Below are 20826 nucleotides of genomic sequence, written 5' to 3'. Positions count from 1 at the left end.
GGCGGATCAACAGGACGGACGACAGACACAGCCCGCGTAGCGGACCAGGTCCAGATGGACCCTCCGCCAGAAGCGAGGCAAGCAGGTGTCAGTCACGCTGCGAAGTGAATCATGTGCCGGAAAGGAAGGTCAACCTCACCGGCTTGGGCCCGGATGCGCGCCCAGATAGCGCACGCCCGGAGACAACCACGCACACCCGCGGACGACCATCCGCGCCCGGACACGCACTCCTGCGCCCGGACACGCGACCGGGCGCAGGAGCGCCATCCCCAGCGCGCCCCGCTGAGCCCGCACTTCCCGCACTACCGCCGTGCGCTGGCCTCCGCCGGGGCGCCCCTGGCCGCGTTCCCGCCCCGGACCGCGTCCGCGCACGCGTACAGCGCGCTCGGCCGCACCCCGGAGAGCGCCGCGGCGAGATGGCCGTCCGGCCGCACCAGCAGCACGGTGTGCGCCGGGGCGCCCGGGTACGCCTCGGTGACCAGCAACTCGGTGCGCAGGGGCAGCGCCGCGACGGCCGCCGCCAGCCGCGGCATCAGCCCGGCGCGCATCCAGTGGCGGCGGTCCCACACCCCGGTGCCGGGGGCGACCAGCACCACCAGTAGCTCCCGGCCGAGCCGCTCCCGCAGCCGTACGACCGAACCGTCCGGCGCGGTCACCGGCACATCGGCGACCGGCGCCCCCAGCGCCGTGCCCACCGTGACCGAGCCGTCCGGCGGCGCGGCCGGGGCCAGCGGCGAACGGTCGTAGACGGGTGGCGCGCCCAGCGGACCCCGCCCGAGGTGACCCTCGGTGAGCAGCGCGTCGTGCCCGCGCGCCCCGCCGGGCCGCACGGTGCGCCGAACCGCGTGCCAGCCGCCGGCCGCCCGCACCAGCGGCAGCGCCTGGTCCGCCGCGCGCAGCCGGGCCCCGACGGCTCCGCGCCGCTCCGCCTGATAGCTGTCGAGCAGGGCGTCCGAGGCCCCGTGGTGCCAGGCGAGGGAGAGCTTCCAGGCGAGGTTGTCGACGTCCCGCAGCCCCTCCTCGAGCCCCTGGGTGCCGAGCGCGCCCAGCAGATGGGCGGCGTCCCCGGCCAGGAAGGCGCGCCCGGCGCGCCAGCGCAGCGCGAGCCGGTGGTGCACGGTGTGCACGCCGGTGTCCAGCAGCTCATAGGGGGGCTCGGATTCGCCGCACCACCCCGCGAGGGTGTCGCGCACCCGCACCATCAGGGCGTCAGGGGTGACAAGGTCGCGGCCGGGCGGCAGCAGCCAGTCGACCCGCCACAGGCCGTGCGGCAGCGGCCGGGCGGTGACCTCGGCGTCGATGCTGCGCCAGGGCGGGGAGCGGTGCAGCAGGGCCTCGCCGGGCCAGGGGAGTTCGGCGCGCAGCGCCGCGACGGCGTGCCGCTCCACCGCCGTACGGCCTGGGAAGCGCACGCCCAGGAGCTTGCGGACGGTGGATCGCGGCCCGTCGCAGCCCACCAGATAGCTGCCCCGCCACCAGGTGGCCTGGGCGCCCCGGGTGCGCACCCCGACTCCGTGGTCGTCCTGCTCCAGGTCGTCGATCCGGGTTCCGGAGACGATCCGGACGAGGTCTTCGTCGCCCATGGCGGCCAGCGAGCCCCGTAGCGCCCGGGTGAGCTCGTGCTGGGGCAGATGCAGCGGTGAGGGCGCCGATACCGGTGCCGACTCGTCCTCGGAGGAGGGCGCGTCACCGTCGGGAGCCTCCATGGCCTCCGTAAGGCCGCCGTTCCAGCCGCCGGTGCCGCGCTCGGGCGACGGCGGACCGCCGAAGAGGCTGCCGGGAGTGAGGGGCACCTGCCGCACCAGCTGTCGCCGCCGCATCGTGCGCCATCCGGTCCACGGCCGGGTGCGGGCGGTGACCCGGCAGCCCAGTCGCTCCAGCAGGGCGGCGGCGTCCGGGCGCAGCACGACGGTGCGGGCCAGACGGCTCTCCTCGGTTTCCGTGGACTCGTCCAGCAGGATGACGGGCACCTCGAGGCGCGCGAGGGCGAGGGCCAGGGTCAGGCCGACCGGGCCCGCCCCGGCGACGATCACCGGGTCCATGGTGCGGTTCCTTTGGCCCTGCGGGTCGTACGTGACGTACGGAAATTGGCAGTTGAAACCCGGTGAGCGATCACAGAAAGCATGCAACCCACTGCCGCTGCCCGCGTCAAGCGACGAAGGGCGGTGGCGCGTGCGCCACCGCCCTGGTAAGGGTCACGCTCATCCGCCCGGCCCCGGGCGGCGCCCGCCCGGCTCTCCGGACGGCGTCCGCCCGGAGAGCCGGGGGCGTCCCCTCAGTTCGTCTTGCCCGCGGACGCGTTCGGAGCGGAGGTCGCGGACTGGTCGACGACGTCGAGCGCGTCGGCGGCCGCGAGCGGCTGTCCGGCGTCCGCGACCCGGATGCCGGTCTTGGCGCGCCGGCCGCGCCGCTCGATCCAGGTGGCGAGGGCGGAGAGGGCCAGGCACATCGCGATGTAGATGACACCGCCGACGATGATCACCGGGACGTAGGGGTTCTCGTCGTTGACCACGATGTTGCCGGCCAGCTGCTGAAGCTGGAACAGCAGCTCCTGGTAGGTGATGACATAGCCGAGGGAGGTGTCCTTCAGCGTCACCACCAGCTGGCTGATGATGGTCGGCAGCATCGCCCGTACGGCCTGCGGCACCAGGACCGTCATCATGACCTGGGTCTTGCGCATGCCCAGGGCGTACGCGGCCTCGCGCTGGCCCCTGGGCACCGAGTTGATGCCCGCCCGCAGGACCTCGGCCTGGACCGAGCCGTTGTAGACGGTCAGGCCGATGACCAGGGCCCAGAAGCCGGTGTTGTCACCGCTGAGCCCCAGGTCCGAGCGGTAGGTCAGGAAGAGCACCCACAGCACGTAGATGGTGATCAGCAGCGGGACGGCCCGGAACAGCTCGATGAAGCCGGTAGCGAACCAGCGGACGGGCTTGTGGTCCGAGAGCCGGCCCACGGCCAGCAGCACACCGAGGGCGAGGGAGAGGACCGCCGCGACCGCGAACACCTTCAGGGTGGTGACCACGCCGTCGCGGATGCTGGTCCGCACCCCCGCGTAGTTGAAGATGTCCCACATCTCGGGCGCGAACTGGCCCTTGGCGTTGAGCCGCACCACCGCGAAGACGATCAGCCCGAGGACGGCCAGGCCGCCGACGACGGAGAAGACGCGGTTCCGGACGCGGGCCTTGGGCCCTGGGGCGTCGTACAGGACGCTCGAGCTCATCGGGCCACCTCCAGGCGGTTCTCCAGCAGCCGGAAGAGACCGCTGATGGCGAACGTGATGACCAGGTAGCACAGCGCGATCCACAGGAAGATCCAGCCGATCGCGAAGCCCTTGTCACTCAGCAGCTTCGAGACATTGAACAGTTCGGTGTTGCTGAATGCCCCGGCGATGGCCGAGTTCTTGGTGAGCGCGATGAAGATGCTGCTCATGGGGGGAATCACGGACCGGGTGGCCTGGGGGAGGACGATCAGCCGGAGGGTCTGGAAGAAGGTCATCCCCAGGCTGCGGGCGGCCTCCGCCTGGCCGAGCGGCACCGTGTTGATACCGGACCGCACGGCCTCGCAGACGAAGGACGACGTGTAGCAGCCCAGCGCCATCATGGCGAGGACGAAGGGGCTCGTTCCCGGGAAGAAGATCTGCGGGATCACGAAGAACGAGATCAGGAACAGCAGGGTCAGCGGGGTGTTGCGCAGCAGGGTGACCCAGGCCGTCCCGAACGCCCGCAGCGGCGGTATGGGCGACACCCGGAAGCCGGCTATGACGACGCCCAGCACGAGGGCCAGCGCCGCACTGGCCGCCGTGATGGAGAGGGTTCCCAGGAACCCCTCCCGGAACTGGGGCAAATGATCGAGAAGTACGTTCATCGATTCTCCGCGGTAGCGGTCAGGTCAGCGGCGTGCGGAGCGCACCGGCTTCGAGGCGAACAGGCGAACGGGTGAACGAGCGGACGGAGAGCCCTGCTCAGTAGCGCGGCAGCGGCGTCTTCGGCGCGACGTAGGAGGAGCCGGACTTGCCGAGCGTGCCCTCGTACGCCTTCTTGTAGTCGCCGTTCTTGATGTGCTTCTCGAGCGAGTCGCTGATCGCGTCGCGGAGCGCCTTGTCGTTCTTGTCCATGCCGACGCCGTACGGCTCCTCGGTGAACGGCTTGCCGACCACGTGCAGCTTGCTCGGGCGCTGGGCGGCGTAGCCCTTGAGGATGGCGTCGTCGGTGGTGACCGCGTCGACCTGGCCGTCGAGCAGCTGCTTGACGCAGAGCGAGTACTTGCTCAGCTCGGTGGTCTTGGCGCCGTACTTCGGCTTCTTGATCTCCTGGAGCGGGGTGGAGCCGACGATCGAGCAGACCTTCTTGCCCTTGATGCTGTCCGGGCCGGTGATCTTGCCCTTGTCCTCCTCGCGCACCAGCAGGTCGGCGCCGGCCGTGAGGTACGGGCCCGCGAAGCCGACCTGCTTCTTGCGCTCGTCGTTGATGGTGTAGGTGCCGACGTAGTAGTCGACCTGGCCCTTGGAGATCGAGGTCTCGCGGACGTTGGAGTCCACCGTCTTGAAGCTGATCTTGTCCGCGGAGAAGCCGAGGTCGGCGGCGACCATCTTGGCGATCTCGATGTCGAAGCCGGAGCGCTTGCCCTCGGTGTCCTGGAACCCGAGGAAGGGCTGGTCGGCCTTGGCGCCGATGACGATCTTGCCGCGCTTCTGCGCCGCCTTCAGCGTCGGCGAGTCGATCTTCACATCCTTCGCGACCGTGTAGTCGCCGCTGAAGACCTCGCCACCCTTCGGCTTGTCCCCAGCGTTGCCCTTCTCGCCGCCACAGGCGGTCGCCGTCGCGGCCAGCGCGAGAACCACCGTGGCCGCCGCGGCCGTCTTACGAATTCTCATGGTGCCCATCCCTCTGTGTTCAGTACGTGGTTCACATACGCAGTGGCGAACGTGGAGCGGTCTGCCGGGCCGAGTGCGGGCCCGGCGGGCTCAGCTGGGTCAGTGGTGAAGGATCTTCGACAGGAAGTCCTTGGCCCGGTCGCTGCGGGGGTTGTTGAAGAACTGCTCCGGCTCGGCCTCTTCGACGATCCGGCCGTCGGCCATGAAGACCACCCGGTTCGCCGCGGAGCGGGCGAAGCCCATCTCATGGGTGACGACGACCATCGTCATGCCGTCCCGGGCGAGCTGCTGCATGACCTCCAGCACCTCGTTGATCATCTCCGGGTCCAGCGCCGAGGTCGGCTCGTCGAAGAGCATCACCTTCGGGTCCATGGCCAGGGCGCGCGCGATCGCCACGCGCTGCTGCTGGCCACCGGACAGCTGGGCGGGGTACTTGTCCGCCTGGGCGCCGACGCCGACCCGGTCGAGTAGCGTGCGGGCCTTCTCCTCGGCGGCCTTCTTGTCCGACTTACGGACCTTGATCTGGCCCAGCATCACGTTCTCGAGCACCGTCTTGTGCGCGAAGAGGTTGAAGGACTGGAAGACCATGCCGACGTCGGCACGCAGCCTGGCGAGCTCCCTGCCCTCCTGGGGCAGCGGCTTGCCGTCGATCGTGATGGAGCCGGAGTCGATCGTCTCCAGCCGGTTGACCGTGCGGCACAGCGTCGACTTCCCGGACCCGGACGGCCCGATGACGACGACCACTTCGCCGCGGCTGATGGTCAGGTCGATGTCCTGGAGCACATGCAGCGCGCCGAAGTGCTTGTTGACTCCTGACAGCGCAACCAACGCGTTCGCCACCGGTGCGGCGTCCTTGGTCACCGATACTTCGCTCATCGGCGTCTCGCTCCGTCCTCCTCGGTTGGGAGGACACTAATGAGCGCCCGCGACCAGCGTCATTACATCTGAGCTGAAATTGAGGATAACGATATGGCCGCGATGCGACACTCTGCGTGAACGGGACGACGCGCGCCGTACCGGCTGCGTAACGGAAACCAGTGTGTGACCCAATGCGTCTTGACGGCTGCCCGTCGATCGGGGTGGATGCCCTGTGGCCATGTTCGTGGCCGCATTCGAAGACATGGTGACGGGGACGCGTACGGGGCGCGTCTCCCCTGATACGGAAAGGTGGTGGAGGGGCCGGTGAGACTGCTGCTCGTCGAGGACGACAACCATGTCGCCGCGGCTCTGTCCGCCATGCTCTCCAAGCACGGTTTCGAGGTCGCCCACGCCCGCAGCGGCGAGGAGGCGCTGCAGGCGCTGCTGCCGGACTCCGGCGCCCCCTTCGGCGTCGTCCTCCTCGACCTCGGCCTGCCCGACCAGGACGGTTTCGAGGTGTGCGGCAAGATCCGCAAGCGCACCGCCACTCCCGTGATCATGGTGACGGCGCGCGCCGATGTGCGCTCCCGCATACACGGACTCAACCTCGGCGCCGACGACTACGTGGTCAAGCCGTACGACACCATGGAGCTGCTCGCCCGGATCCACGCCGTCAGCCGCCGCACCGCCGCCCACGACCCGGGCCATGGCACCGAGGAGAGCCCGGACGGCTTCCATCCGCCGCTGCGGCTCGGCCCGGTGACCATCGAGCTGCCCACCCGCCAGGTCTCCGTCAACGGGACGACCATTTCGCTCACCCGTAAGGAGTTCGATCTGCTCGCCCTGCTCGCCCAGCGCCCCGGTGTGGTCTTCCGCCGGGAGCAGATCATCAGCGAGGTCTGGCGCACCAGTTGGGAAGGGACGGGGCGCACCCTGGAGGTCCACATCGCCTCCCTGCGCTCCAAGCTGCGGATGCCCGCCCTGATCGAGACGGTGCGCGGCGTGGGCTATCGCCTCGTCGCCCCGGCCGGCTGAGCGGCCGGGGCTCCCTCGGTGCGCACTCGGCTCCTCCCCCTCCTCATCGTCCTCATGGCGGGCGTGCTTCTCGCGCTCGGCTTCCCGCTCGCCGGGAGCCTGGCCGCCAGGGAGCAGCAGCGCGTGGTCGTCGACCGGATCGACGACACCGCGCGGTTCGCCGCGCTCGCCCAGTTCGTCACCGCCGGGCCCACGGGAGCGGTGGGCGCCGAGGGGAACGAGCGGCTGAACACCCTGCGCGCCGAGCTCAGGCGCTACCACGACCTGTACGGCATCCGGGCCGGGGTCTTCTACCGGGACCGGGACGCACCGCCCATGGCCGAGGCGCCCGGCGGCTGGCAGCTGCCGGACACGGGCGAGAGCGCCCAGGCGTTCGACGAGGCGCTCGCCGGGCGCCGGAGCCACGATCCGCCCCAGGTGTGGCCCTGGCAGCGGGGCAGGCTCACCGTGGCGTCCCCTGTGGTCCGCGACGGGGACGTGGTGGCCGTGGTCGTCACCGACTCGCCCACCGGCCAGATGCGGTCGCGGATCCTGCACGGCTGGCTGGTGATCGGCGGGGGCGAATGCGCCGCGATGCTGCTGGCCGTCGGCGCCGCCTTCCGGCTCACCGGATGGGTGCTGCGGCCCGTACGCGTCCTGGACACCGCGACCCACGACATCGCGACCGGGCGGATGCAGTCACGCGTCGCGGCCGCCTCCGGGCCCCCGGAGCTGCGGCGGCTGGCCCGCTCGTTCAACGAGATGGCCGACAACGTCGAGCAAGTCCTGGAGCAGCAGCGGGCGTTCGTCGCCGACGCCTCCCACCAGCTGCGCAATCCGCTCTCCGCGCTGTTGCTGCGCATCGAGCTGCTGGCGCTGGAGCTGCCGGACGGCCATGAGGAGATCGCCTCGGTGCGTGCGGAGGGCAAGCGCCTGGCCAGCGTCCTGGACGATCTGCTCGACCTCGCCCTGGCCGAGCACTCCGCCGCGGATCTGCGGCTCACCGATATCGCGGAGCTGGCCACCGACCGGGTGGACGCCTGGCTTCCGGTGGCCGAGCGGGAGGAGGTCGGGCTCGCCTACACCGGCCCCGCGGCCATCACGGGCTGGGCCGACCCGGTGGCCCTGTCCAGCGCGCTGGACGCCGTCGTCGACAACGCCCTGAAGTTCACGCCCGAGGGGGCGCATGTGGAGGTCTCGGCGCGGACGGAGGGCGACACCGTGGCGATCGTCGTCGCCGACGGCGGCCCGGGCCTCACGGAGGACGAACTCGCCCGCATCGGCGACCGCTTCTGGCGCAGCGGCCGCCACCAGAACGTCTCGGGCTCGGGTCTGGGCCTGTCCATCACCCGCGCGCTGCTCTCGGCTGGCGGGGGCACGATCGATTACGCGCCCAACGAGCCCTGTGGTCTGTGCGTGACCATCACGGTGCCGCGGTCGGGGCCCGGTGAGACCGTGACGACCGTAAGGACGTGAGGCGGGCTGTGAGGACCGTGACGCGGACCGTAAGGACGTGACGCGAGCCGTAAGGCCCGCTGGCCGCTCAGTCCCGCGGCTTGCGCCAGACGATGCTGTAGCGCCACAGGACGTGACGGCGGTACCGCGAGCCGGGCAGGAGCTCGGCGGCCAGGGCCCGCATCTCCGGATAGGTCACCTGCGGCGGCCATACGACGGGGGACGGGTGCTGCCAGTACCCCTTCCTGGCGCTGTGGACCTTACCGACGGCCACGGCGGCGAGGACGTGCGGCAGATCCCTGGGCATGGAGTTCCGGGCGAGACCGACGACGGCCAGGGCCCCGCCGGGCCGCAGTAGGTCGCGCATACGGGCCAGTCCGGTGGCGGCGTCCATGTGGTGCAGGGTGGCCACGGACGCGATGACGTCGAACGAGGCGGGCTCGAAGGGATGGCTCAGGAAGTCGCCGAGGACGTAGTCGACGTCGTCCCCGTACGCACGTCCCTGATCGATGCCGGCCGCGTCGAGGTCGATCCCGGTGACGTGCGGCACGGTCCGCCGGAGCGCGCGGGCGAGCATGCCCTCGCCGCAGCCGACGTCGAGGGCGTGCTGGGCGCCATCGGGGACCGCCTGGAGGATGCGGGGGTGGTAGTGGATGTTGTGGTTCCACCGCCTGCCGTTCTTCACTGTCATGTGAAGATCCTGCCGGACCGGGTCCCGGTCGTCGGCCGTTTTGAGGCGGCGGCGGTGCCGGGCTACGGCTTGACCGAGCGGTAATAGCGCGCCGCGCCCTTGTGAAGGGCGAGGGGATCGGTGAAGACGGCGGTTCGCAGGTCCACCTTCTGGGCGGCGTGCACCTTCGCCCCGATGCGGTCCCGGTTCTCTATCACCGTACGGGTGACGCCCTCGGCCAGACCGGGGGCCACCCGGTCCGTGGTGACCAGGAGATTCGGTACGGCGATCGTCTTGACCGGCTCCGGCCTGCGTATCTCCTCGTACGCGTCGGCGGGCACGGTGGCCGCCCGGTAGTAGCGCGTCACCCCGCCCTGCCGGTGCAGCGGGCCGGTGAGGTCGCCGAGCTGGACGAGCCGGATCGGGTAGGCGTGGGCCAGGGTGCGCACCGCGGTGGTCGGCAGCCCGCCCGACCAGAAGAAGGCGTCGAGCTTGCCCTGCCGCAGCAGCCTCGGCATGGTGTCGATGCCGACCCGCTCCGCCCGGATGTCCCGGTGGAAGTCGAGCCCGGCGGCCTTGATCAGCGCCCGGGTGATCAGCTGCACCCCCGAGCCGTCGCCGCCCACGCCCACGCGCAGATGCTTCAGATCGCGGGCCGACCGTACGGACGAGCCCCTCGGCACGACCAACTGCATGTAGTCGTCGTACAGCCGGGCACAGGCCCGCAGCCGCCCCGCTCCCTCGCCCCGGTAGGCGGCGACGGCGTCGGTGGCGGCGATGGCGAAGGTGGCCCTGCCCCGGGCCAGCCGCTCGACGTTGTCCGGGGACCCCCTGGACTGCTCCAGCCGCACATCGACATCGGGGAGGTCCCGGGCGAGGTCCTGCTCGAGCATCCGGCCGTAGGTGTCGTAGACCCCGGTGGAGACCCCCGTCGCGAACGTCACCCGGCCGCTGGGCGAGGGGCCACCGCCCGACGCCAGCAGCCACCACAGCAGCAGCCCGAGGGCGACGAGGCCCGCGGCGGCGGACTGCAGGGCACGGCGCCGGTCCAGGCGCGGAAGGGTGAGGGCCATGGCGAGGATCCTGCCAGGCCCGCCGGCGGGAGGGGAGGGGCGAGCCGCTACAGGAGCCGCTGCAGGAGCGGAGGGGCGAGCCGCCCGCGGATCCCGTCGTGCGGGCGGCGCCCGCTCACCTGCCGGAGCGCAGGGCCCTCGACAGGCCCAGGGCCGCGGTCCGGACCGCCGGTGCCAGCTGCGCCGGCCGGAAGCGGCCGCGGGGTACGGCCACCGACAGCGCCGCCACCGAGGTCGGCCCGTCGAAGACGGGAGCCGCGATGCAGCTGACCCCCGGAGCCGCCTCTTCCTCCTCGTAGGCCAGACCCGCGACCTGGGCCTGCTCGACGGCCGTGCGCAGCCGGCCCGGGTCGGTGATCGAGTGGGGGGTGAGGGCCGGCAGAGGCGCGGCCAGGATCTCCTCGACCAGCTCGGAGCCCGAGAACGCCAGAAGCGCCTTACCGACGCCGGTGCAGGTCAGTGGCAGTCGGCCGCCGATGCGGGACGGCAGCCGAAGGGCGCCGTGGCCGTGTATGCGCTCGACGTAGACCACCTCGTGGCCCTCGCGCACCCCGAGGTGCACGGTCTCGTGCGTGGCCTCGAAGAGGTCTTGCAGGAACGGCAGCGCCGCCTCCCGCAGATCGCGTCGGCGCGGGACAAGTGAGCCCAGTTCGAAGAGGGCGCCCCCGAGCCGGTAGCTCTCGGCGTCGCGTTCGAGCAGGCCGAGCCGGACCAGATCGGCGCAGAGCCGGAACACGGTGGTCTTGGCCAGCCCGGTACGCGCGGACAGTTCTGTGAGACGGAACGTGCCGCCATCGGGACGGAAACAGTCGAGGACGGCCATTGCTTTGTCGAGCATGTTCCCCTGTGCGCTGTTCCGTGTCATGGAACACAGTGTGCCGGTGCCCGGCCGTCGGCCCATACCCGGGGGACGGGCCGGTGGCCCGGTCCACCGCCCGGCAGAGGGGCTTCTGTGAGCGCCTACCCTTGTTGGGTGACCATCAGCAGCGACCGGAGCCCGGCAGTGGACGTTCAAGCACCCAAGAGCTACGAGATCCGCACCTACGGGTGCCAGATGAATGTCCATGACTCCGAGCGGCTCTCGGGCCTCCTGGAAGAGGCGGGCTATGTCCGCGCGCCCGAGGGCACCGGCGAGGGCGAGGCCGACATCGTCGTCTTCAACACCTGCGCGGTGCGGGAGAACGCCGACAACCGGCTGTACGGCAACCTCGGCCGACTGGCGCCGATCAAGGCGCGGCGGCCGGGCATGCAGATCGCCGTCGGCGGCTGTCTGGCCCAGAAGGACCGCGACACCATCGTCAACAAGGCCCCCTGGGTCGACGTGGTCTTCGGCACCCACAACATCGGCAGCCTGCCGGTGCTGCTGGAGCGCGCCCGCGTCCAGGAGGAGGCCCAGGTCGAGATCGCCGAGTCGCTGGAGGCCTTCCCCTCCACCCTGCCGACGCGGCGCGAGTCCGCGTACGCCGCGTGGGTCTCCATCTCCGTGGGCTGCAACAACACCTGCACCTTCTGTATCGTCCCGGCGCTGCGCGGCAAGGAGAAGGACCGCCGCCCGGGCGACATCCTGGCCGAGGTGGAGACCCTGGTCGCCGAGGGCGTCACCGAGGTCACCCTGCTCGGCCAGAACGTGAACGCGTACGGCTCCGACATCGGCGACCGCGAGGCGTTCAGCAAGCTGCTGCGCGCCTGCGGAAAGGTCGAGGGCCTGGAGCGGGTCCGGTTCACCTCGCCGCATCCGCGCGACTTCACCGACGACGTCATCGCCGCCATGGCGGAGACGGAGAACGTGATGCCGCAGCTGCACATGCCGCTGCAGTCCGGCTCGGACACCGTGCTCAAGGCGATGCGCCGGTCGTACCGGCAGGAGCGCTACCTGGGCATCATCGAGAAGGTGCGTGCCGCGATGCCGGACGCCGCCATCTCGACCGACATCATCGTCGGCTTCCCCGGTGAGACGGAGGAGGACTTCGAGCAGACGCTGCACGTGGTGCGCGAGGCCCGCTTCGCCCAGGCGTTCACCTTCCAGTACTCCAAGCGGCCCGGGACGCCCGCCGCCGAGATGGACGGCCAGGTGCCCAAGGCGGTCGTCCAGGAGCGCTACGAGCGGTTGGTCGCCCTCCAGGAGGAGATCTCCTGGGAGGAGAACAAGAAGCAGGTCGGGCGCACGCTGGAGGTGCTGGTCGCCGAGGGCGAGGGCCGTAAGGACGACGCCACCCGGCGGCTGTCCGGCCGTGCCCCCGACAACCGCCTGGTGCACTTCGCGCGGCCCGAGGAGCCGGTGCGCCCCGGCGACGTCGTCACCGTCGACATCACCTACGCGGCCCCCCACCATTTGCTGGCCGAGGGCCCGGCCCGGGGCGTGCGGCGTACCCGCGCAGGGGACGCCTGGGAGCGGCGGAACGCGCCCGAGGAGAAGAAGCCCGCGGGTGTGATGCTGGGCCTGCCGACGGTGGGGGCGCCGCCGCCGCAGCCGGCCGCGCCCACCGCGGGCTGCGGCTGCGACTGAGCGCACGGCTAGGCTGACGATCATGCTGATCGCCGCCGCCGTCTGCCCGTGTCCGCCGCTGCTGGTGCCCGAGGTCGCCGCCGGAGCCGCCCGCGAGCTGGACGGGCTGCGCGCGGAGTGCTTCGAGGTCATCCGCGCCCTCGCGGCTGCGCGTCCGGAGCGCCTGATCGTGGTGGGGCCCGCCGATCGCGCCGGGCGCGGGCCGCATGCGCAGGGTGCGGCCGGGACGTTCCGCGGCTTCGGCGTGGAGGTGGATGTGCGGCTCGCCGCGCCGACGGGGGAGCGGCGAACCGCACCCGCGACGGCGGACGGGGAGTCCGGCGGCGACGCCGCGGACGGCGGGTCCTCGCGCTCGCTGCCGACGTCGCTGGCGGTCGGCGCCTGGCTGCTGGAGCACGCGGGGTGGGATCCGGCGGTGCCCGTCGAGGGGCTGGGTGTGGGGGAACCTCTCGCGGCCGAGCGGTGTATTGAAGTTGGAAGGGAGCTCGCCGGACGGGCGGAGCGGGTCGCGCTGCTGGTGACGGGCGACGGCACCGCATGCCGCACGCTGAAGGCGCCGGGCTATCTCGACGAGCGGGCGGCAGCGTTCGACGCCGAGGTGGCGCGGGCGCTGGCGGCCGCCGACACCGGGGCGCTGGCCGCGCTCGACGAGGAGTTGGCGTACGAGCTCAAGGCGGCAGGTCGCGCGCCGCTGCAGGTGCTCGCGGGGGCGGGCGAGGGGGCGCGCCTGAAGGGGGAGTTGCGGTATGACGAAGCGCCGTACGGCGTGGGGTATTTCGTGGCGAGTTGGTCGTCCTAGTCCGCTCGCGGCCGTGGAGCCTGCGCTCCACGGCCGCGTACCGGCGGGGTTGGCCGGTCCGGGCCCGGCATCGCCCGCCCCCGTCTTCTGCGCCTTGTTTGCTCGGCCGGTCTTATGCGTCGCCCTTGTGCTTGGGCTTGCGCTCGTCCATCTGCGAGAGGCGGTTGAGAGCGTCCTTCGCCTTGCCCGTGCCAGTCTCGATCTTGGCGCTGTACTTGCCCTTGGTCCTGGTGTCGACCGACTTGGCCGCCTTCTCCAGGCCCCGCCCGATCCTGGCCTCGTGCTGCTGCGCGAAGCTGCCGGCCTTGCCCTTCATCTGACCGGCCTTGGCCTTGAGATTGTCCATCAGGCCCATGTGCCACCTACCCTCGTCGGTTGCCTATGCGCGGGCGTTCTCACCGGTCTCGCTGTCGGCCGCCTCGGCCGCGGACTGCTGTTTGGGGATCCCGGCGCCTTCACCCGTCGGGTTCTCCTTCCCGCTCCGCGCGGCCTCAGCCCCATCGGCGGTCCCGGACTCGGTCTCCGCCGTCATGGCGTCGGCCGTGGCCTGGGAATCCCGCACGGACGGCGCCTCCTCGGACGAACGGCTCGCCTCCTTCGACACACGACGAAACCTGGAAAACACGCCCATATCTACTCCATACCTTACTCGTGTGGGCGAAACTCGCGTGGGCGAAATCCAGTGCCGCCCGGAGTGCCCCCTTGTGCGGTGCGCGGCGACTGCGCGGCGCGCGGCGGCCGATTCCCCGGTCCGGCCTCGGAACCTCGCAACAGGCAACGAACCCGGCGGCGCCCCGTCACGTCGCTCATTCGAGGAGCCCCGCGGCATTTGCGAGACTGGCCCGGTGAATACTGCAGGCCATCCGCCGCGAGTCATCGCCGTCGTCGGCCCCACAGCGGCCGGAAAGTCCGATCTGGGCGTCGCCCTCGCCAGACACCTCGACGGCGAGGTCGTCAACGCCGACTCCATGCAGCTGTACCGGGGCATGGACATCGGCACCGCCAAGCTGACGGAGGACGAGCGGCAGGGGGTGCCGCACCGGCTGCTGGACATCTGGGACGTCACCCAGACCGCGAGCGTCGCCGAGTACCAGCGGCTGGCCCGCGCCGAGATGGACCGCCTGCTCGCCGAGGGCCGTACCCCCGTCCTGGTCGGCGGTTCCGGCCTGTACATCCGCGGGGCCATCGACGCCCTGGAGTTCCCGGGCACCGACCCCGCCGTCCGGGCCCGGCTCGAGGCAGAACTGGAGAAGCGGGGCTCCGGGGTCCTGCACGCCCGGCTCGCCGACGCCGACCCCGAGGCGGCGCGCGCGATCCTGCCCAGCAACGGCCGCAGGGTGGTCCGGGCGCTGGAGGTCATCGAGATCACCGGCCGCCCGTTCACCGCCAATCTGCCCGGGCACGAGGCGGTCTACGACACGCTCCAGATCGGCGTCGACGTCGAGCGGCCCGAGCTGGATGAGCGGATCGCCCTGCGAGTGGACCGGATGTGGGACGCCGGGCTGGTCGCGGAGGTCCGCCGGCTGGAGGACGCCGGGCTGCGCTCCGGCCGTACCGCCTCCCGCGCGCTGGGCTATCAGCAAGTGCTCGCCGCGCTCGCGGGGGAGTGCGCCGAGGAGGAGGCGAGGGCCGAAACCGTGCGTGCCACCAAGCGGTTCGCACGCCGTCAGGACTCCTGGTTCCGCCGCGACCCCAGGGTCCACTGGCTCAGCGGAGCAGCCGACCACAGAGGGGAACTCCTGGCGAGCGCGCTCGCGTTGGTTGAACGGGCGGTCACAGCCTGATCACGTCATGGCATCGGGAAGCTCAGCTCGTCATTCGGGCCCCGGCGGGCGTGCCATCATCAAGCTCCGATCGTGCCGTGGTGTCTGGAGTTGGGAGGGCGTGTGGCGATGGAGGCCGGCCCTCGCGACGCATCGCAGCAATCGCCGCACGGAGACCCGCGGCCGCTGACCCCGGACGGCCCCGATGAGGCCGGAGGGCTGCACGAACCCGGCGCGCCGGTCCTCGAGGACGGCTCCGAGGGCGAGGTCGGGGCGGGCTCGGTCTCCGAGGAGTCCTTCCGGGAGCTGCGCCCGCCGCGCCGGCTGCGGATCTGGCAGATCGCGCCGATCGTCGCCCTGGCCATCCTCGGCTCGCTGATGTTCGCCTTCCCGCTCGCCTTCGAGTTCGGCGACGGAGGGGCGGTCGTGGCCATGCTCGGCCTGCTGCTGAGCTGCTGCGCGGCGGGGTGGGGCCTGATGGCCGCCCGCCGGGTGGGCTACACCTGGCCGGGCCTGCCCCCCAGAGGCTCCGGGCGCCGCCCGGACTGGCGCTTCGTCGTGCTCTATGTGGTGATCGTGGCGCTGCTGGCCGCCCTCACCTTCTGGCGGGTGGCCCGCCTCCGCTAGGCCCTCCGACCAGTGGGTTCCCCGGGCCACCGGGCGCCGGGGGCCGGTGCGGGCGGAGCCCCGTAGGATCGAGGGATGAGCACCGCACCACGGCTGGCCTTCCTGAAGGGGCACGGCACCGAGAACGACTTCGTCATCGTCCCCGACCTGGACGGCCGCCTGGAGCTGTCCGCGGCCACCGTCGCCCGGATCTGCGACCGACGCGCCGGTATCGGCGGTGACGGCCTGATCCGCGTCGTGCGGTCCTCGGCACACCCCGAGGCGCGGGCCATGGCCGACCAGGCCGAATGGTTCATGGACTACCGCAACGGCGACGGCAGCATCGCCGAGATGTGCGGCAACGGAGTCCGCGTCTTCGCCCGGTACCTTCAGCGCGCCGGGCTGGTCGAGGAGGGTGATCTCGCGATCGCCACCCGGGCCGGGGTGCGCCGGGCCCACATCGCCAAGGACGCCGGTGACGCCGCCCGGCGGGGCGAGGCCACGGCCGGGTCCGACGGCCCGATCACCGTGGTGATGGGCGAGGCCGTGTTGCCCGGGCCCGGCCCCGAAGGGGAGATCACGGTCACGGTCGGTGACCGCAGCTGGCCCGCGCGCAACGTGAACATGGGCAATCCGCACGCGGTCGCCTTCGTCGACGACCTCGCCCAGGCCGGTGATCTGTTCACGGCCCCCGCCGTGCGCCCCGCCGCCGCGTACCCGCAGGGCACCAACGTCGAATTCGTCGTCGATCGCGGCCCGCGCCATGTCGCGATGCGCGTGCATGAGCGCGGCTCCGGAGAGACCCGCTCCTGCGGCACCGGCGCCTGCGCCGTGATGGTCGCCGCCGCACGCCGTGACGGGGCCGATCCGGCCGTCACCGGGCACCCCGTCACATACACCGTGGACGTTCCCGGAGGGCGGCTTGTCATCAGCGAACGGCCGGACGGTACGGTGGAGATGACCGGCCCTGCCGTGATCGTGGCCGAGGGGGAGATCGATCCCTCTTGGCTGGGCACGGACCTCGGCTGACACTTCCCTCGAATGGGTGATCCGTTTCACTCTGGGCGAGAGCCGGTCGGCCGTGCGTGATGGGCTCGATAGCATCAAGCACCGGCCCCCGGGGAGTACCCACGCCGGTTGACGCTCGACGCCGCCGGAGGTGCCCATGAGCGCAGAGGCCACCGACCAGGCCCCGTTCGGCCGCAGGCGCGGCCTCCCCCGCATCGACCTGCGCAATCTCCGCAGGTTCAGTCGGGCCGCCCTGCTGGGGCCCGCCTCCCGTGGCAGGCTGCCCGACGCGATCGAGCATGTGGCCAAGGTCCACCGCGCGTATCACCCCGGAGCCGATCTGGATGTGCTCCGCAAGGCGTATGTCCTGGCCGAGTCCTCCCACCGCGGTCAGATGCGCAAGAGCGGTGAGCCGTACATCACCCATCCGCTGGCCGTCACCCTGATCCTCGCCGAACTGGGTGCCGAGACCACGACGTTGACCGCCTCGCTGCTCCACGACACGGTCGAGGACACCGATGTGACCCTCGATCAGGTGGGGGAGCAGTTCGGCGAGGAGGTCCGCTTCCTCGTCGACGGCGTCACCAAGTTGGAGAAGGTCGACTACGGCGCGGCGGCCGAGCCCGAGACCTTCCGCAAGATGCTCGTCGCCACCGGCAACGACGTCCGGGTGATGTCGATCAAGCTCGCCGACCGGCTGCACAACATGCGCACCCTCGGCGTGATGCGCCCCGAGAAACAGGCGCGCATCGCCAAGGTCACCCGCGATGTGCTGATCCCGCTCGCGGAGCGGCTCGGGGTGCAGGCGCTCAAGACCGAGCTGGAGGACCTGGTCTTCGCCATCCTCCACCCCGAGGAGTACGCGCGGACCCGCGAGCTCCTCCAGGCCCACGCCGGCAACCCCGACCCGCTGGCCCAGGCTGCCGAGGACGTACGGGGCGTGCTGCACGAGGCGGGCATCACCGCCGAAGTCCTGGTCCGGCCGCGGCACTTCGTCTCCGTCCACCGGGTCGGGCTCAAGCGCGGCGAGCTGACCGGTGCCGACCTCGGCCGCCTTCTCGTCCTCGTCTCCGACGACGCGGACTGTTACGCGGTCCTCGGCGAACTGCACACCTGCTTCACCCCGGTGATCTCGGAGTTCAAGGACTTCATCGCGGTCCCCAAGTTCAACCTCTACCAGTCGCTGCACACGGCCGTGGCCGGGCGTGACGGCGAGGTCACCGAAGTCCTCATCCGCACCCACCAGATGCACCGGGTCGCGGAGGCCGGAGTGATCGCCCTCGGCAATCCGTACGCCCCGACCGACGGCACCGACGCCCCCGAGGGCGAGCGGGCCGACCCCACCCGGCCCGGCTGGCTCTCCCGGCTGCTCGACTGGCAGAGCGCCACCCCCGACCCCGATATCTTCTGGACCTCGCTCCGTGACGACCTCGCCCAGGACCGGGAGATCACCGTCTTCCGTTCCGACGGCGGGACGCTCGGCCTGCCCGCGGGCGCGAGCTGCGTGGACGCCGCGTACGCCCTGTACGGCGACGACGCGCACTCCTGTATCGGCGCCCGGGTCAACGGCAGGCTCGCGACGCTGAGCACGGTGCTGCTCGACGGCGACACCCTGCAACTGCTGATGGCGAGCGACACCCGGGACACCGCCTCCCACGGCCCCTCGCCGGAGTGGCTCGACCACGCCCGCACCCCGGCCGCCCGCATCGCCATCAACCGCTGGCTGGCCGCCCATCCGGCGTCGCAGCACGAGCCCCGGGAGGCCGCCGAGGAGCCGGAGTCCGCCTCCGAGCTCACCGGCCGGGACGGGCAGGACGGCCGGGACGGTCAAGACGGACAGGACGGGCAGGACGCCGCCGACCCGCAGGACGGCCAGGACGCGCAGGCCACGCGGGGCCCGCGGACTTCGCAGGGCGGCCAGACCGTCGCCCCCGCGTCGCCCGGTGCGGGCCGCCCCGAGGCGGGCATCGTCGTCGACCTGCCCGGCGCGACCGTACGGCTCGCCCGCTGCTGCACCCCCGTGCCGCCCGACGCGATCACCGGCTTCGCGGTCCGCGGCGGCGCCGTCACCGTGCACCGCGAGCGGTGCCCCGGAGTGGGGCGGATGATTTCGGCGGGGCGCACGGCCGTCGGGGTGCGCTGGGCGGACGAGGACGACGGGGACGGGGGCGGCGACTATCGCGTGACCCTCTTCGCGGAGGCGTTCAGCAGGCCGCACCTGCTCGCGGATCTCACCGAGGCCATCGCCGCCGAGGGCGCGGAGGTGGTGGCGGCCGCCGTCGAACCCCCGCGTGAGCAGCGGGTCCGGCACACCTACACGCTGCAGCTGCCCGACGCGGGCAGGCTGCCGGCGCTGATGCGGGCCATGCGGAACGTCCCCGGGGTCTACGACGTGACGCGCGAGGGCCGCAGCATGGCCGCGGCGCACTGACGTGCGGGCGCGCTCCTGAGCGGCACGCTCGTGATCATTTTCGGGCGTCTGAACTCCTTCGGGTGGATCAAGGCCGGGAGCGACTGCGCGGGCGCCGGGGCGCTGGTAGCCGTAGGGCATGACGCTTTCTTCGGGGCGCCGCCCCTGGCCGCCGCGCACCGGGCGCCGCAGGACCGCGTCGGTGGCCGCCGCCATGGCCGCCGTCTTCCTCGCGGTCGGCCCCTCCTCCGCGGCGGGGCCGGTGTCCCCCGCGCACCCGGCTCCCCTGGGCATCGGAGACCCCCTCTTCCCGCAGCTCGGCAACCCCGGGTACGACGTCACGGCGTACGACATCGCGTTCGCCTACCACCGCCAGGACCGGCCGCTCGACGCCGTCACCACCATCGAGGCCCGCGCGACCGCCCCGCTGCGCACCGTCAACCTCGACTTCGCCCAGGGTGTCGTGGACTCGGTGCGGGTCGACGGAGCGCGGGCCCGGTTCGCCACGGCCGGTGAGGACCTGGTGATCACCCCGTCCGCCCCCATCCGTAAGGGCGCCGCCTTCCGGGTCACCGTCCGCCACACCAGCGATCCGCGGAGCGGCACGAACGGCGGCTGGGTCCGCACCGGCGACGGGCTGGCCATGGCCAACCAGGCCAACGCCGCCCACCGGGTCTTCCCGTGCAACGACCACCCCGCCGACAAGGCCCGCTTCACCTTCCGGATCACCGCTCCGAAGAGCCTTACGGTCGTCGCGGGCGGCCTGCCCGGACAGCGCGTCCGCAAGGGATCGCGCACCACCTGGACGTATCGCCTCGCCCACCCCATGGCCACCGAGCTGGCGCAGATCTCCATCGGCCGCTCCGCCGTGCCGCGCCGCACCGGGCCCCATGGGCTGCCGGTGCGCGACGTCGTCCCCGCGGCGGACCGCGCACGGCTGGAGAAGTGGCTCGCGCGCACCCCCGGGCAGCTGGCCTGGATGGAGAAGAAGGCCGGGCGCTACCCCTTCGAGACCTACGGCGTTCTGATCGCCCACGCCACCACCGGCTTCGAGCTGGAGACCCAGACGCTCTCCCTATTCGAGCGCGATCTGTTCACCAGCGGTCAGCTGCCCCGGTGGTACATCGAGTCGATCATGGTGCATGAGCTGGCGCACCAGTGGTTCGGCGACAGCGTCAGCCCGCGCCGCTGGTCCGATCTGTGGCTCAACGAGGGCCACGCCACGTGGTACGAGGCGCTGTACGCCGATGAGCGCGGTAAGGCGAGCCTGGAGCGGCGGATGCGCAAGGCGTACGGGCAGTCCGACGCCTGGCGGGCCGAGGGAGGGCCGCCCGCGGCCCCCGAGGCCGCCGACCCCGGCCAACCGATCGGCATCTTCCGCCCGGTGGTCTACGACGGCAGCGCGCTGGTGCTGTACGCGCTGCGGCAGCGGATCGGCCGAGCCGCCTTCGAACGGCTGGAGCGGCGATGGGTGCTCCGCCACCGCGACGGCGTGGCCTCGACCGCCGACTTCGTCCGGCTGGCCTCCACGGTGGCGGGGCGCGACCTGAGCGGATTCCTCCATCCGTGGCTGTACGGCAGGAAGACGCCGCCGATGCCGGGACACCCCGACTGGAAGCAGACGGAGAAGGTGACCACCAAGGGCGCCGCGCTGCCCGGCGCGCGGGCGGGGCGGCACGCGGTACGTTACGCGGTGCCATGGGCCGTGAAACCCGGGTGACGGCCCGCCCGCCGCGTGGGACCATCAAGGGGTCGGCGTTCGTGACCGGCCCCGGCGGGGGGAATCCCGCG

Annotated in this window: 20 protein-coding genes; 9 read left to right on the top strand and 11 right to left on the bottom strand. The window is 72.0% G+C overall.

Going from position 1 to position 20826, the window contains the following annotated elements; genetic code table 11:
• Positions 1-6: 6 nt before the first annotated feature.
• From LIV37_RS52060 to LIV37_RS15195, 6 genes are all read right to left on the bottom strand, one after another.
• Positions 7-96 (bottom strand): putative leader peptide, encoded by a 90-nt coding sequence (locus tag LIV37_RS52060; protein WP_309471148.1) that lies wholly within the window; start codon positions 94-96, stop codon positions 7-9.
• 206 nt (positions 97-302) lie between these two features.
• Complete coding sequence (locus tag LIV37_RS15215) at positions 303-2042, bottom strand: FAD-dependent monooxygenase (protein ID WP_121825445.1); 1740 nt, start codon at positions 2040-2042, stop codon at positions 303-305.
• 233 nt (positions 2043-2275) lie between these two features.
• Positions 2276-3220 carry an amino acid ABC transporter permease gene (locus tag LIV37_RS15210; RefSeq protein ID WP_020868018.1) on the bottom strand — a complete coding sequence of 315 codons (945 nt, stop codon included), beginning with the start codon at positions 3218-3220 and terminating at the stop codon, positions 2276-2278.
• Complete coding sequence (locus LIV37_RS15205; RefSeq protein ID WP_020868017.1) at positions 3217-3864, bottom strand: amino acid ABC transporter permease; 648 nt, start codon at positions 3862-3864, stop codon at positions 3217-3219. Before LIV37_RS15205 ends, LIV37_RS15210 begins: the two co-directional genes overlap by 4 nt.
• 97 nt (positions 3865-3961) lie before the next feature.
• Positions 3962-4873 (bottom strand): glutamate ABC transporter substrate-binding protein, encoded by a 912-nt coding sequence (locus tag LIV37_RS15200; RefSeq protein WP_121826026.1) that lies wholly within the window; start codon positions 4871-4873, stop codon positions 3962-3964.
• Positions 4874-4972: 99 nt separating this feature from the next.
• Complete coding sequence (locus tag LIV37_RS15195; protein ID WP_020868015.1) at positions 4973-5749, bottom strand: amino acid ABC transporter ATP-binding protein; 777 nt, start codon at positions 5747-5749, stop codon at positions 4973-4975.
• 306 nt (positions 5750-6055) lie between these two features.
• On the opposite strand from LIV37_RS15195, the gene LIV37_RS15190 reads away from it, so the two are divergent.
• Complete coding sequence (locus LIV37_RS15190; protein WP_121826027.1) at positions 6056-6766, top strand: response regulator transcription factor; 711 nt, start codon at positions 6056-6058, stop codon at positions 6764-6766.
• An 18-nt stretch (positions 6767-6784) separates the two neighbouring features.
• A complete protein-coding gene (locus LIV37_RS15185) occupies positions 6785-8221 on the top strand; it encodes a sensor histidine kinase (protein ID WP_020868013.1) in 1437 nt (478 codons plus the stop codon).
• A gap of 67 nt (positions 8222-8288) precedes the next feature.
• Here the strand turns inward: LIV37_RS15185 and LIV37_RS15180 are convergent, their stop codons facing one another.
• The 3 genes from LIV37_RS15180 to LIV37_RS15170 form a co-directional block, all read right to left on the bottom strand.
• A complete protein-coding gene (locus LIV37_RS15180) occupies positions 8289-8891 on the bottom strand; it encodes a class I SAM-dependent methyltransferase (RefSeq protein WP_020868012.1) in 603 nt (200 codons plus the stop codon).
• A 62-nt stretch (positions 8892-8953) separates the two neighbouring features.
• Positions 8954-9943: a TAXI family TRAP transporter solute-binding subunit gene (locus LIV37_RS15175; protein ID WP_020868011.1), complete on the bottom strand. Its 990-nt coding sequence runs from the start codon at positions 9941-9943 to the stop codon at positions 8954-8956.
• Positions 9944-10058: 115 nt separating this feature from the next.
• Entirely contained in the window at positions 10059-10781 is a 723-nt protein-coding gene (locus LIV37_RS15170) for an IclR family transcriptional regulator (RefSeq protein ID WP_121825446.1), read from the bottom strand.
• 135 nt (positions 10782-10916) lie between these two features.
• On the opposite strand from LIV37_RS15170, the gene miaB reads away from it, so the two are divergent.
• Positions 10917-12449, top strand: a complete 1533-nt coding sequence (gene miaB / locus LIV37_RS15165; protein WP_121825447.1) for a tRNA (N6-isopentenyl adenosine(37)-C2)-methylthiotransferase MiaB — start codon at positions 10917-10919, stop codon at positions 12447-12449.
• A gap of 22 nt (positions 12450-12471) precedes the next feature.
• Entirely contained in the window at positions 12472-13248 is a 777-nt protein-coding gene (locus LIV37_RS15160) for a class III extradiol dioxygenase subunit B-like domain-containing protein (RefSeq protein WP_020868008.1), read from the top strand.
• Between the two features lie 112 nt (positions 13249-13360).
• Here the strand turns inward: LIV37_RS15160 and LIV37_RS15155 are convergent, their stop codons facing one another.
• The gene (locus LIV37_RS15155; protein ID WP_020868007.1) at positions 13361-13603 is read right to left on the bottom strand and encodes an antitoxin; all 243 of its coding nucleotides are present in this window, start codon (positions 13601-13603) and stop codon (positions 13361-13363) included.
• Between the two features lie 24 nt (positions 13604-13627).
• A complete protein-coding gene (locus LIV37_RS15150; RefSeq protein ID WP_243146336.1) occupies positions 13628-13810 on the bottom strand; it encodes a gliding motility protein in 183 nt (60 codons plus the stop codon).
• A gap of 283 nt (positions 13811-14093) precedes the next feature.
• On the opposite strand from LIV37_RS15150, the gene miaA reads away from it, so the two are divergent.
• The 5 genes from miaA (at position 14094) to LIV37_RS15125 (ending at position 20755) form a co-directional block, all read left to right on the top strand.
• A complete protein-coding gene (gene miaA / locus LIV37_RS15145) occupies positions 14094-15032 on the top strand; it encodes a tRNA (adenosine(37)-N6)-dimethylallyltransferase MiaA (protein ID WP_020868005.1) in 939 nt (312 codons plus the stop codon).
• A 108-nt stretch (positions 15033-15140) separates the two neighbouring features.
• A complete protein-coding gene (locus tag LIV37_RS15140) occupies positions 15141-15638 on the top strand; it encodes a hypothetical protein (protein WP_020868004.1) in 498 nt (165 codons plus the stop codon).
• A 75-nt stretch (positions 15639-15713) separates the two neighbouring features.
• Positions 15714-16646 (top strand): diaminopimelate epimerase, encoded by a 933-nt coding sequence (gene dapF, locus LIV37_RS15135; protein WP_020868003.1) that lies wholly within the window; start codon positions 15714-15716, stop codon positions 16644-16646.
• 136 nt (positions 16647-16782) lie between these two features.
• Positions 16783-19056, top strand: coding sequence for a RelA/SpoT family protein (locus LIV37_RS15130; protein WP_020868002.1), 2274 nt, complete (start codon positions 16783-16785; stop codon positions 19054-19056).
• Between the two features lie 118 nt (positions 19057-19174).
• Entirely contained in the window at positions 19175-20755 is a 1581-nt protein-coding gene (locus LIV37_RS15125; protein ID WP_373920621.1) for a M1 family metallopeptidase, read from the top strand.
• Positions 20756-20826 lie beyond the last annotated feature (71 nt).

The sequence above is a fragment of the Streptomyces rapamycinicus NRRL 5491 genome, assembly GCF_024298965.1.
GTDB classification, from domain to species: Bacteria; Actinomycetota; Actinomycetes; order Streptomycetales; family Streptomycetaceae; genus Streptomyces; species Streptomyces rapamycinicus.
This window is presented reverse-complemented; position numbering and strand designations above follow the sequence as displayed.